Genomic DNA, 12,964 nt, shown 5'->3' on the forward strand with positions numbered 1-12,964 from the left:
ATAGAATTAATTTAGGATAAAGTTCGGATGACCACTCTTTCATATCTTGTTTAATTAGAAATTGAGTTGTATTTAAAGATGGAACTTCTTCAAGTTGTACATTCGGACTTGATAAGGCTCCATCGATAAAGGTTTGTGTTAATTTGGAGTGTGCACCTATTTTTCGTAATGCTGAGGAAATATCTATATTATCTTGTTTTGTTTCTGCTTGAACGATTGGCGTTGCGAGAGTATTGATAGGAATAGTCGCCCCGGTAACAATTGATGTTATTAAAAATCCTGCCATAATTTTGCTCTTCATTCCGTACACCTCTTTACTATTATTTTTTACGATTTTAATCGTATATGCTGTAAAATCTAACGTTAGAATTTCTTCATACACACTTGAGGATAGAATTTTTTCGAAAGAGTAATTGCATCACGTTTTTTATTTATTTTTGATAGAATATAAGGTCCTTACTTCCCCCCCATTTTAATCACTATGTTTTTTATAAGTAAACTAGAAAATTGTATTTCTAATATTTGATTTTTCTGATATTAAATCTTTTGTTTTTTTCTAATTATATTTAAAAAGTTTTCATACTATTATCACTTCATGAAGTGAAATAATTTTACTACTATAATTAAACATAAAATTTGTTGGAATCATTGAATCTTAATAAATATCATATAAAGAAATGTTTTCACTATAACTTTATGGGGTTTTATGTATTATGTACTTTATATGAATATGTACAATTGCATACTCATATAAAGTACTATCCTTGACTAACAGACAAGGCAGTCACCATACATTCCTATCAACTTAAGAGTTTTTACTCCCCCAAGTGTAAAAAAGTTATTATCTCTAAAATTTAACTAGAAAAGATGATGTTTTTTATCCATCTTTCAATTCAAGATGAATTACAACTATTTTTTTAAGTTTGTCCGAACTGGAGAATACCACCAAATTAATCCAGATAATATAGTGAAGAAGTTTTTTCTCAGAAAGAAGGAACTGATTCTAAAAATGAAATAACTTTATTGCTACTCAACAATTCCTTAATCGGTCTTTCCGTTCAGATTTTTTTGGAACTATAAAAATATCCCTTTGGATAAACAGATCCTAAGGGACAAAACGTCGAGACTTTATTCAAAACATTACGCCCCTTTTATAAGCAATGTCATTTTATTTAAAAAACGACATTAAAAATATTCTTCAAATCCAGGAGCATAACTTTGCCGCAAACAAAAAGAACCATAAGTTTTCCAAAACGTTATCAAGACCTAAATTATAAAAAGCTTTAAAAATAAAGGAGAACACATATTAGTCATATACAATATGTGTTCTCCTTTTATCTGATATTAAATAAAAGCACCCGTTAACTTAATTAGAAAGTGCAATTAAACAGTAATAGTACCATTATTCCACCATTCAATAAATATTTTTAATGATGGGGCAACCCACGTTCTGCTATCGTTTTCATGATTCCAAACATATACATCATCTTTTTGTATGACTCCATTTAATATTGCATACCCAAATAAGTCACCATTTCCTCCATCTGCAAAAAACAACAGACAATCAAAAGGCATATACAAATCTTTAAAATCGTCAAAACTTCGTAAATTCAGGTTCTCTTTAAGAATTTGTTCAATTGACCAAATGAAAAGACAATCGTATTCATCGAACACTCCATTGGTTTCATTTAATAGACTGGATAAGTCATTAGGTAATTCAACATTAAGTTTTTCTTTGATTTGGGATATTTCATCTTTAGTTGCAGGAAATTTAAATTGAAAATCTGTTGAAACATTACTGATAAAAGTCTTCCACATAGTCCGTATCCTTACTTCCCCCCTTTTTCTGTTCGCAGGTTCATTTTACCTGATTGTCTTTTTTACACTGTCTACCTAAAGAGGATAATATCAATCATTACTTTGATTAAGTCCTTTTGTTTATATATATTTATTTTTAAACCATCGTTTACAGCAGATTAACTACTACCTGTCTTTCTATCCACTTATCTAGCTTATTTTTCGTATCATCATTTAATCGTTTTCTTTTACCGGATAACATCCTTGAAAGTGTTGAATACGAAATATCTATTTCTATCGCTAACTCACGAATACTTTTATTATTCTTCTCTTTATACGTGTTCATCTTTTCAATATAAAACTCAATACTATTAGGGGGTTCTTGATTTACTATACTTATTGGCTGCTCTTCAATTACCGGTGGCTTTTCTTCCATCTCAATGACCAATGGTGCGTGCTGCTTACTTTTCTTAGTAATCAACTCTTGTTGTAATTTAACAAGTTCATTTGTAGGAGAAATGATTACTTTCAATTTTAACCAGTAGTTTTCAAACCAGTTTTTCCCCTTACATTTTTCTTCATCAATTTCGGGAGAGTATTTCCACTCTTGAATTACTTGGTCCCTCATAAGATCATCTAATGTCTTTTCAAAAACTTGTCTTATTAGACTTGGTTTTCTATTCGTGCTTATCTCCATTACTTGTAATAACCCTTTAGGACCACCAATACTATAAGAATGTGTTAAATGTTGATAGGATTGTTGAATGCGCCAACGCCAACTTAGATATCTGGTTAATCTTTTGTGATATCTCTGTTGCTTGCTGTTATACTCTAGGGCTTTTTTTGATAATAAACCTGTTAGCTTTTCAGAGCCATAGAGATATTTTGATAAAAAGCTTCCTGGTGTAACGTTCATACTCTCTATTCCTAATGTTTTATCTGTATCAATATCTTTTGCAATGATAATTTCATCCATTACAAATAACCTTCGAATTCTTTGCTTTTTATAAGCTAGGCTTTCATTTGGATCTTCTTCATTTAATATCACGATCTCATTATCTTCATTGACATAAATAAAAATGCTAGCAAGAGCAGTTAATCGCTCCATAATCTTTAATCTGTCTTCTTTTCGATAATAAGCCTTACCATTTTTGATTTGTTTCATATTACACATATCTAATACTTGTTCGTAATGTACAGGTACAATAGTCTTATCATTTTCCGCACTCTTTACCCAAAGTTCAGTTACAATGTCGAGGCAGTCCGCCGTCAAATCATCCATTACTCTTGTTAAAAAAGTAGAATCAATCAGTGTATTCCATCTTTTTAATTCTTCCCTTTGTAATTTCATATCACCATCATCGTGTGACGATACTACCACTAGACTATTTTGTTTATCCTGTAATTGAGCAATCCGTACATTCTTATCTTGGTCATCTGTAAACTTATTCTTAGCAATAGTGTCTGATAAATGGTACATAAACCCTGCATTACTTCGTTCTATATAATCACTCTTTGCCTCTGAATGTAAGGGTAATTCTTTTGCGATAACAGGCAGTTTAATTCCAAACTCCATATATAAGTCATCTCTTAGACATTCAAAAATTTCTTCCCTATGATTTTCTAGTTTTGAAAGAATGTCTATCGCAGATAATCCTAAAGCTTCCTTTTTAGAAACCCATTTTACTAGCCTTTCGAAAGTCTGTGATGAATAAGTTGAGTTGTAAATTTCCTGTAGATCTCTTTCTACATCTTGATAGAATTGTTGCCATTTATTTAAAACCTTTTCACTTCCCTCAACTCCAGTTAAAAGAGGATAAGCTATATATAAGGTGTTTTGAAATAGTACTTTTAACTTCTCCACTAATAATCCTCCTAATTGCTTCTAATACAATTATATCAATTGCTACTAATCATTCATACCATGTTAATTCTAATATATTTTAATGTCGTAAAAAGATAGCATACATAGAATACAACCATTAATTATTATGTATGTGACGGTTTTATTTAGTGCTTTTATAGCCTCGGCTTCTCTTTCAAAGGAAATATGGGGATTTGAATATAAACTAATAATAAAAAGTTTACATTGAAAAACAAGCAAAAGAACCTATGTTTAGGGTTGTTTTGCTTGTTTTAATAATATTTGTATCTAATTGTAGTTAATATATCCTATAATTAGTTTATTTAAATTTAAAGTTTGTAAAGGTGATTGAACATGACAGTACAAAAAGAAAAGGTAACAAGACGGGTTGTTTGTAGGAAATGTAAATCGGATCAAATAGTTGGTAATAAACGTGGTTATAATTTTAAAAGGATGTTTTTAATTCTGTTTCTTATGTTAGCTACACTTATAGCTGGATTAACTTCTATTTCTGTTGATGATATAATCCCTATAAGTTCTCTTCTTCGTGGTATAGCCATATTTATTGCTGGATTTATTATGCTCCTAGGGGCACCAATAACTTTATTCAGTGGATTTATTGGTAGAAAAAATATTGTCAATGGTTGTATGAATTGCGGAAATACATGGATGCCTAAAAAATAGAATGTTTTGCCTATTTTTGAGTAATAAATTAAAGTTTCTTAATTATTACTTGTTCGCCACCCTTCATAATGCCCTGTCCATGAATTTTTACTTACTTCAGTTGCTCCTTTTAAATACCAAGTCACTCCATTCCACTCTTTTACAGTGGGTATTTCCCCTTTTGATTTGTAACCAGGAAAGTCTTGTGTTTCTTTTTTCTTAACAAAACTTTTTTTATTATCAATTGTTTTTAATTTTACACCTGTATCAGTAGGTGTTTCCGCAAATACTCCTCCAGCACCAGATAACATAATTCCAGTTGCTAATGTTCCAATTATTACTTTCTTAAACATGAAAAATCCCCCTTTTTTGGAATGAATATTACATAAATAAGAATACCATATTATTTGTATTTTCTAACATTTTAATTTATTTATAAATATTTAATCGAATATTCGAACTATATAATTTAAAATGAAAGGATTTAAAAATAATTAGTCCTATTAGTAGTGGATCTCAAGTGAATAATTGGAAGACAACTAAATTATTTATGGGGTTAGAAGTATAGAACCCAAGCTTGTTCAATCTAAATTTATATTGAAAAGTTTACATAAGGGAATAAGAAAAAGAACCTGGTTTTTAGGCTTCTTTTTCTTATTTATAATTCTAATAGTCTCTTTTTGTTTACTTCTTCGTTTTGACGCTGCTGGAGATCATAGTGTTCAAAATGTGTTTAGATTTACCTTTATAATTATTGTATTTTTAGGATTTCCTGTAACAATATTCAGTGGATTTATGGATAGAAAGAACATTGTCAATGGTTGCATGAATTGTGGACATACGTGGATGCCTAAAAAATAGAATTTTATAGGTATCAAGAAAGAAAAGACAGCTGATTTATTACTGTCTTTTTCCTTTCTTTGAGTGATAATTGAAAGTAAATCTTTATTGAATTTTGGGTTTTGAAAATACTAAATATAAAATTGTATATAGTACCGATCCTAGTATTACTATCAATAAGGACATTGTAATATCTGAAATGATGCTAACCCAATCTTTATTTTGAACATATTTGATAATGTCTTTATAAAATATTATGTTCATAAGGATAAAAATTGGTAGAATCCAAAATAAAACAATTTAAAATAAATGGAAGCTGATATTCAAGAATTAACTTTCGTATTTGTAATAGCAACAATACACTTAGTTTTTATTAGTCTGTAAAACCCTTTTCACTAAATGGAAGTAAAACATGCAACATCTTTCTCATCTTGCGTACCCCTAGTTCAAAACAAGCAACACCATTCTCAACTCACGTACTATTCCACTAGAAGAAGCAACATTTTTCCCGTGTTGCGTACGTATTTCTCTAAAGAAGCAACACCAAACATTTAAATTATTTAATTTCATGTTAAAAAGAAGCAACATTCTCCCCATCTTGCGTACTTATTTTTCTAAAGAAGCAACATTTTTCCCAAGTCGCGTACCTATCTTATTAGTAAAATCAGCCATAAATGCTTTTATATCAGGTGATTTAAGATGTTAAATCAAAAGCAATTTATATATTACACAAAAATTCTTTCCCAAGTCGCGTACCCATTTTCCTGAAAAAGAAGCAACATCTTTCCCAAGTTGCGTACCAAAAATTAATTAAACTATCAATAAAGTATTGATATTAAAGGATTTCCCCTTTTTTCACTAAATAGCATCATACAAGAAAAGAGCAACATTCCTTCCCAAGTCGCGTACCAAAAAAAAACAAAAAATTTTTTCTATCCCTTGTCGCTCTAAGGCCCATGGGGTGTTGCCTTTTTTGAAATTCTCTCTTAAAGGGCACATTTTTACAAAATTCGTTTTTGCTATAATTAAAATTGGTATATTTTATAGTATTTTGATATATATTTCTGAATTTGTAGAACGGAGGTGAAAAAGATGGGAAAATCATTTGTGATAGGTAATCAACGTAGCTTAAATGGGGAAACAACAAACGCAGTTTTAGTAACACTCAAATCTTGGCAAAAGCTTGTGGAAGCATTTGAAGAGAAGTACTACATTTATAAAGATACTTATTTAGAAGATATTCTACAGCACATGACATACGAAGATCGTATTGCTGATGTGGAAGGTTTTGTCGAACAAGCCAAACCATCTTTTTCACGTCGCACAATGTCTACAATGGCAGAAAAAATAGGAAGAAAACATAAATTATACGGTATTACGAATGCTGATCTTGAAGTATTCTTATATCTACATAAAAAATGCTATACAAATGGTGTCATTCCCAATGTAACCATACATATGATGTGGGAAGATTACAAGCAATATAAAGAAGAGCTTGCATACATTCAGCATTCTCAATTCTATATCGCTTTGAAAAAGTTAAGCTTACATAACATTATCTCTATTGAAAATGGCTTAGATGGCCGATATACAATCAAATTCACTCATTTTATGAATGAGGAAACAGAAAAAGCAAATCCGTACGTATATATTAGTCCTGTTGTATTTACAAAGGCTTTCTTTAAGCTATCTGTAGCGGCTAAGAAGCTATTCTTAGATATCGCAATGCAACAACATACAGAGATAACGCTAAAGCGCTCTTTGGACAAGCAGGACGAAAGAGGAAATAAGACTCACTTTGGCGGAATGTATCGTTTCTTACATAAAAAATATCCGCATCAAATCCGTGCGGTTATCGATGAATTAACAATTACATTACCATGTACATTACCATGTACCGGTAGTCCTCTATTCAAAATTTGCAAAATGCAAAAAGGTATAAAACATACAAAACGATATACAACACTATATCTATCTATCCATTCAGACTTCTTATGTAAGAAAGAATCTGGAGAAGAACAATACAGGGATCCGTTTACACCAAAAGCTACCTATGCTCGTAAAGCGAAATTCATTGAAGTACTTCTACAAGAAATGAATATCGGTGAACTGTCTGCAGACATGAATAAGTTCATTCATGTCTTAAAGCATACTTGTCATCGTCAAATTCGTAGTGTCATTCGTGGGCTTCGTGATATGGTTGATCGCAAAGAAGGATACCCTACAAAACTCGTATATACATTGAAAAAACTATTGCATCAAACATCACAATATCAAATTCTCGATACTGCAGCGAAAGAAGGTATCTACCCTCTTATTGCGCAGCACATACCAAAAGAGAGAAATAGTGACCGTGAGCAAGCTGTCTTTAATTTTGGTCTACATTATTCTATGCACTCTCTTCATAACATTAAGAAGATGTTTAGAAATGTACATGTACTACTGAAGCAGAAGTATGTGGTACCAGTAACAGAAGAATCTTATCACCTTAATTATTTAAAATACCAGGAAGAAACGTTATTTAGAAAATATGCATATGATCAGGGTGTTAATCTCCATGCATATATCGCTTTAGAAATTGAAATGCGTGAAAAGCTAAAAGTTCGTAGCCATAAAGAACGCACGATTCCAAGTGATGTACGTGAATGGTTTATTGAGGCAATTGATAAGCTGCCACAAGAAAAACTTCGCGTTATTGAGCTACCAAAGCAGTTTAATTTACTAGAATTTATGCGTACCTTCGAACGTTTAGTACGTGCCGGTGTAACAATAACGGCTCCAGATCAGGTGCTAACCGAAATGGAAATAAAATAATAGCAACAAGCTCTCTATTTTTGAAAAAATCGAAAGTGGAGGGCTATTCGTGTTTGGTTTATTCCCCCCCTTTTTCTACTAATCTATTTATAAATACAAAACTAGAAGGACTTCATGTAAAATGGAGTCTTTTTTTATGCATTTCTATACAAATCCTCTTCTACCTATAATAGAATTTCCACACTATACATTAAGTATTCTTTACGTGTAGTAAAATATCCAATTTTATATCTACAAAAAATCAGAAGAATATTTATAAAAATAGTAAATATGAGGACAAATATGATCAAATGTGAATACTATTTTACTAATATTGTTGGAAATACTAGTGTTATTAAATTCATCTAATAAAAATCATCAATAATAATGTGAGTTATGTATAAATACTGAGTAATGTTAAGAAATAGCTATATTCTCTGAACAAAATGTGGATAATCTGAAGCTACATACTGCTCTATTTACCAAAATAAAGAAAACATGACCTATTTTAAAGGTTGAATAAATATAAAGTGATTTTTATCAATTTCTTTCCGATTTTATGTAGAAACATATAATTTTCTTTCTGCTTTTTTGTAGAATTGAAAGTCTAATAATTATTGAATCTACGGATACATTTTCTACTATTTATGATTTTTTACGTTCTAGTATCCAATTTTCCCTTGTGAGAGTAGGTGTTTTCTCTATTTTTGATAGCCTATAAAAGTTTTATCTTTACTTCTTTTTAATATATAAGATATATATTTATAATAGATTTTACTATTACTAATATGATTATTAATAAGATGTCAGACCTAATTGAAAATATTTGTAAAAACCGTTATAATAATGGTAATAAAACATATCATTACTCCCATGTAAAAGGACAAATCTACGAATCCTTATTAGGACTAGATTTGTCTTTTTGTCATTGAAAATAAAAAACAACATATCAAAAAGGAAAAGGGTTGTTTATCCGTTTTCCTTTTTGATATGCCAGCAACCGAGCGTAGCAAAGGGCGGTAGCAGGTCTTTCACTTGTTGTTTGTTATAATATAGGATAAGAATTTAGGTAATTATAATGAACAAGGGTATTAGTTTAGAAGTAGCATTTTCTGCTAAATAAGCAGAAAATAGACGTAAACAATCTAGGTTGAACGTTATACTTACGATATTAAAGGTTTTTATAAGTGACTAAGAGCAAATGAGAAGCTCCTACATATCAAATCATGAAGTGAACTACCTAAAGAAAATTATTAGGAGTATTTCTATGAGCTAGAAAACAAGGCACAGAATATGGCCGTTCTTAAATAAATTGAACATGTCTTTAACGATAAATACTTCAGTAGATGATTTTCACCTCTCCTTAATTCCTGATCAATCACTAAGTGATAAGGATTTTATTACCAAAGCAGAAGAAAAACTATTAAAACAAACTATCCTTTCAACAAAAGGATTAACAGAAAGACAAGTTGAATATGGCCCTCTTATTGTGGATAGAAACGCTTTTATAATAGATTTAGTAGTAAACTGTGGGTTGTCCTTACAAGAGCTTGTATCGCCTAATATGAGCGATATACAGTTGGTTAGAAATACCTTAATGGTTCGTGGTGAAAATGGCGTAAATTGATATATCATTATAAAAGGATTATACGAAACTATTCTACAAGTACTATAAAACTATTTCGGAACCTGTAAGACCTAGAAAGTATACAGATAATCCCCTATTTGTGGCATTTGATTTTAATCAGGGGAAATATCGTTAGATGTACGAAAAACATGAGCCAAAGGCTTTGTCTGAGGTTGCTATACAAAAGATGATACGACTTGAAGTAAAACATGCAAGGTTGAATAGACGTATCTTAGCGCAGCAAGTGCTTTAAAATACGGGTAACGAATATCTACAGCATTAAAAGGTTATAAGTTTTAGGGACTGTTCTACCGTTTAGTGCAAGAAATCCTTTTAGAAGTTTCCCAACTTCTTTCAATGCTTAATAACATTTGTATACCTGCTTGAAGTTTTGTTAGAATCCATCATCACAGATACCTTATTACTCAAGTTGGTGAAGGTCGAAAGTCCAAAGGCAAGTGAAAGTTAAATTGTGGGTTACGTGTAATAGAATGGTGTGTTCCTCTGTAGTTGTATATAAAGCAATGTTCTGTATATAAATACATCTAAAGACTACCTTTCCAGTGATCTTTAGATGTACTCTGCAATTTAAGTTTTTTAGAAAGCCTTTGTTTTAATAATACCTTGGAGGTAGTGGCTGTGGATTGAGTTCTACAAAGGTACTAGGAGGTAGTGGTTGTGGGTTGAGCTGTACAAAAGTATCCCATGACCTATATGGAATATACTGCATAAGATTTGGTGTAAATGATGTATATAGCTGTAGATGACAACATGGAACTATATGCATTAATATCTCATCTCCTTCAAAATAATAATTCGTTCATGACAATGTATGTATTTTAGATTTAAGTAAAGTAGTAATACTGCCTAATATTTAAAAATAGTTAAATCCAATTTACTAGGACAAAAATACATTCGTACAATGAATATATAATTGAGTAAGAGGGGATATTTTATGGGATTCGAACCAAAAGAAACAGCCTTAAAAGTTGCTGAGGCGGATAATAAACGCTTAACTAAAACATACTTTGCCCCAGGTTGAATTGTATTCAACAGTAATACTGGAGATAAAAGTGATGTTTGTATGTCTATATCTAACGTTACGTGTACAGTTATGCTCAATTCTGATAAGAGTAATCAAGTTAGTTTTTCATACATCCTAAATAACAACAGGACCGTCTTAGGGGACGCAGTGTGGAATCTGGTTTTTTGATTCTTTATTTAACTAAAGATGGAGGAGTTCCTTACTAAATGGCGGGATATTGTATTACCTGATTGTAGCTTAAAGAACTATCCTGTCACGCACATGTGGCCTATTCCACGCAATATTTATGATGACTTTGGGCAAATTCGTACATTTCTTAGTACCGCCTCAACACCTTGATATCCTTGCCCTAGGTAACAAAAATTATTAGTCAGATTATAAGAAAAAGTATGTCTCGATTTTAAATCATTGGCTTTTATCGCTAATAATTTAATAAACTGTCACCTAAAAAGAAACTATAGGTTAGCCAATAATTTGTATAGGGTACAATTTCTATTTCATTTACAATATTCATTATACATGCTCCTCTGCAGTGTAATAAAAAAGACATTGGACAAATACGTCCAATGTCTTTTTCTCTCTTATATACTTGTCTTGTTTATCTTGTATTTATATACCAAGCAACTGCTTCTTTTTGGCGTTAAACTCATCTTCTGTAATAACACCCATATCGCACAGCTCTTTGAATTTCTTTAATTCGTCTGCTGTTGATATTGGAGCAGATACTGCTTGTGGTTGAGTTTTATTAGGTTTATTTTTTAAAGTATCTAGAACTTGATGAATATGATTATTAATGGATTTTGCTGAATCTTTATCTAACGCAACTTTGATCTTTTCTTGCGGAGTATCAATTGTTAGAAAGTCGAACAACATCCCTGTTTCAAAAGATATATCATTTATCTTTTCATGATCTACTGCTTTGAATTTTTCACCAGCCATTGTTTTTTGTCCGAACATAATGCGTTTATTAGTTATGGCGTAGGCATAATTACCATCATGCTTTGTTGTAGATTGATAATCATGTATTCCGATATAAGTCATATGAATTTTTTCGCCATTCATCAAGTTATCTTCTAGTACCTTGAAGTGTTTTACACCCCACTTTTCATTAAAGCCAGAACCGAATTTATTATCTATACAGAATTGATACATTCCTTCAGCGCATGACAATGGATCCTCAGCAAGTTTTGCTATCTTTGCATCGATTGTAGCTTTCAATTCTTCGATAGTGTCCGTACTTACACTTACAACACCCAAGCCACCTGCTTTATGAAAGCAATCTGGGCATAGCCATGCATCAGATTTTAGTATTTTATAACGATTTAAACCAACCTTTTTATCACAAACACCACATACTATCTTTTTAAAAAAAACCATAATTTTTCCTCCAGTTATATATATCGAATAGTAGCAAACAAACCTAGATTTATACGAAATATTATGATTTATAAATATAAGTATAACACACCTAAAATACTATAGAATGCCAAACAAAACCTTAAACATTTGTTCCTCTATAGTTTAAAAAGAAAAAAGACATTGAAACAAACTGTTCAATGTCTTTTTTCTTTTTAAATGTTTGTATACTCAAAGTATAATTTTTCTGGTTTTCCATACATGTTAATTTCATTTTGATATACGACAGCTAATGTCTGAGACATCTCAATGCTTTCCACATAGGATAATGAAGCAGTTGCTTCTATTTTTTCTTTAATCTCATTAGGAATGTCTGAGTAAGATAAGTTATTCATTTTACTTCCTAGTTTAGTATCGGTAGCAGCTTCATAATAAATTTCGGTAATTAAGACTTCATTATCATCTGGATCATATATGTATCCTCGATTAACTGTAATCATATTATATAACTCCTCTCAAGTTTCATATTCTAATTTCTTGTGCTTTTAGCATTGCAACAAGTACTTTACATATTTAAATTCCCTTGTTCTTCCCTTCCGAATGCCATTATGAATTAATACTTATTATCTTACTTCATCGTCAAATTTTGAAGTTTTCAACAATATAAAGAGGCGATAAAGGTTTGCTTTTATAGATAATAAGTTCATAACTTTTAACGTGTTAATTAATTTTTTGCTTTTGAAAGATTTAAATGATTTCCCCTATTGATAATGTTGGCTTATCTAAACTAATTGCATGTTCATATTTCATCATAAATATCCTCTTTTCTAAATAAAAAGCACGAAATATGTGCGTTTTATCCATATTTTTTTATCGTTTTCCGACAGAAGACTCCTTCCTCAAAAATGTGAAGGTGTGAAACATCAATTTTAGGTGGGAGATGAATGTCGGTTGGCATAAGCCAACATATTTGCTATCA

Annotated in this window: 8 protein-coding genes and 2 pseudogenes; 3 read left to right on the forward strand and 7 right to left on the reverse strand. The window is 30.9% G+C overall.

Annotated elements, in window-relative coordinates:
* The 3 genes from ACS2CR_RS31195 to ACS2CR_RS31205 form a co-directional block, all read right to left on the reverse strand.
* Nucleotides 1-301, reverse strand: a 301-nt coding sequence (locus ACS2CR_RS31195) for an HBL/NHE enterotoxin family protein (RefSeq protein ID WP_438906130.1), incomplete at its 3' end; no start/stop codon positions are given.
* 1,082 nt (nt 302-1,383) lie between these two features.
* A complete protein-coding gene (locus ACS2CR_RS31200) occupies nt 1,384-1,818 on the reverse strand; it encodes an SMI1/KNR4 family protein (protein WP_016083153.1) in 435 nt (144 codons plus the stop codon).
* 148 nt (nt 1,819-1,966) lie between these two features.
* Nucleotides 1,967-3,661: a helix-turn-helix domain-containing protein gene (locus ACS2CR_RS31205; protein ID WP_309567859.1), complete on the reverse strand. Its 1,695-nt coding sequence runs from the start codon at nt 3,659-3,661 to the stop codon at nt 1,967-1,969.
* A gap of 354 nt (nt 3,662-4,015) precedes the next feature.
* Between ACS2CR_RS31205 and ACS2CR_RS31210 the strand changes: the two genes are divergently transcribed.
* Nucleotides 4,016-4,345 carry a hypothetical protein gene (locus ACS2CR_RS31210; protein WP_016083155.1) on the forward strand — a complete coding sequence of 110 codons (330 nt, stop codon included), beginning with the start codon at nt 4,016-4,018 and terminating at the stop codon, nt 4,343-4,345.
* Nucleotides 4,346-4,383: 38 nt separating this feature from the next.
* Here ACS2CR_RS31210 and ACS2CR_RS31215 read toward each other — a convergent pair whose 3' ends face one another.
* Entirely contained in the window at nt 4,384-4,677 is a 294-nt protein-coding gene (locus ACS2CR_RS31215; protein ID WP_000475233.1) for an LCI fold-containing protein, read from the reverse strand.
* 1,579 nt (nt 4,678-6,256) lie between these two features.
* Here ACS2CR_RS31215 and ACS2CR_RS31220 point away from each other — a divergent pair.
* Together ACS2CR_RS31220 and ACS2CR_RS31225 are read left to right on the forward strand one after the other, a co-directional pair.
* Nucleotides 6,257-7,978, forward strand: a complete 1,722-nt coding sequence (locus ACS2CR_RS31220) for a hypothetical protein (RefSeq protein WP_153602989.1) — start codon at nt 6,257-6,259, stop codon at nt 7,976-7,978.
* Between the two features lie 1,057 nt (nt 7,979-9,035).
* Nucleotides 9,036-9,831 (forward strand): annotated as a pseudogene (locus tag ACS2CR_RS31225) (integrase); the annotation flags it as partial.
* Nucleotides 9,832-9,858: 27 nt separating this feature from the next.
* On the opposite strand, the pseudogene ACS2CR_RS31230 reads toward ACS2CR_RS31225, so the two are convergent.
* The 3 genes and pseudogenes from ACS2CR_RS31230 to ACS2CR_RS31240 all read right to left on the reverse strand — a co-directional run.
* Nucleotides 9,859-9,933, reverse strand: a pseudogene (locus tag ACS2CR_RS31230) (HEPN domain-containing protein); the annotation flags it as partial.
* Between the two features lie 1,305 nt (nt 9,934-11,238).
* Nucleotides 11,239-12,006: a PH domain-containing protein gene (locus ACS2CR_RS31235; RefSeq protein WP_153602987.1), complete on the reverse strand. Its 768-nt coding sequence runs from the start codon at nt 12,004-12,006 to the stop codon at nt 11,239-11,241.
* 194 nt (nt 12,007-12,200) lie between these two features.
* Nucleotides 12,201-12,485: a hypothetical protein gene (locus ACS2CR_RS31240; protein ID WP_097987557.1), complete on the reverse strand. Its 285-nt coding sequence runs from the start codon at nt 12,483-12,485 to the stop codon at nt 12,201-12,203.
* Nucleotides 12,486-12,964 lie beyond the last annotated feature (479 nt).

It is taken from the genome of Bacillus cereus group sp. BceL291 (assembly GCF_051776705.1).
Lineage (GTDB): Bacteria > Bacillota > Bacilli > Bacillales > Bacillaceae_G > Bacillus_A > Bacillus_A cereus.

What these genes read in the sequence shown, in the direction of transcription:
- ACS2CR_RS31200 (WP_016083153.1), bottom strand. Translation starts at nt 1,818, where the DNA reads ATGTGGAAGACTTTTATCAGTAATGTTTCAACAGATTTTCAATTTAAA.
- ACS2CR_RS31210 (WP_016083155.1), top strand. Translation starts at nt 4,016, where the DNA reads ATGACAGTACAAAAAGAAAAGGTAACAAGACGGGTTGTTTGTAGGAAA.
- ACS2CR_RS31215 (WP_000475233.1), bottom strand. Translation starts at nt 4,677, where the DNA reads ATGTTTAAGAAAGTAATAATTGGAACATTAGCAACTGGAATTATGTTA.
- ACS2CR_RS31220 (WP_153602989.1), top strand. Translation starts at nt 6,257, where the DNA reads ATGGGAAAATCATTTGTGATAGGTAATCAACGTAGCTTAAATGGGGAA.
- ACS2CR_RS31235 (WP_153602987.1), bottom strand. Translation starts at nt 12,006, where the DNA reads ATGGTTTTTTTTAAAAAGATAGTATGTGGTGTTTGTGATAAAAAGGTT.
- ACS2CR_RS31240 (WP_097987557.1), bottom strand. Translation starts at nt 12,485, where the DNA reads ATGATTACAGTTAATCGAGGATACATATATGATCCAGATGATAATGAA.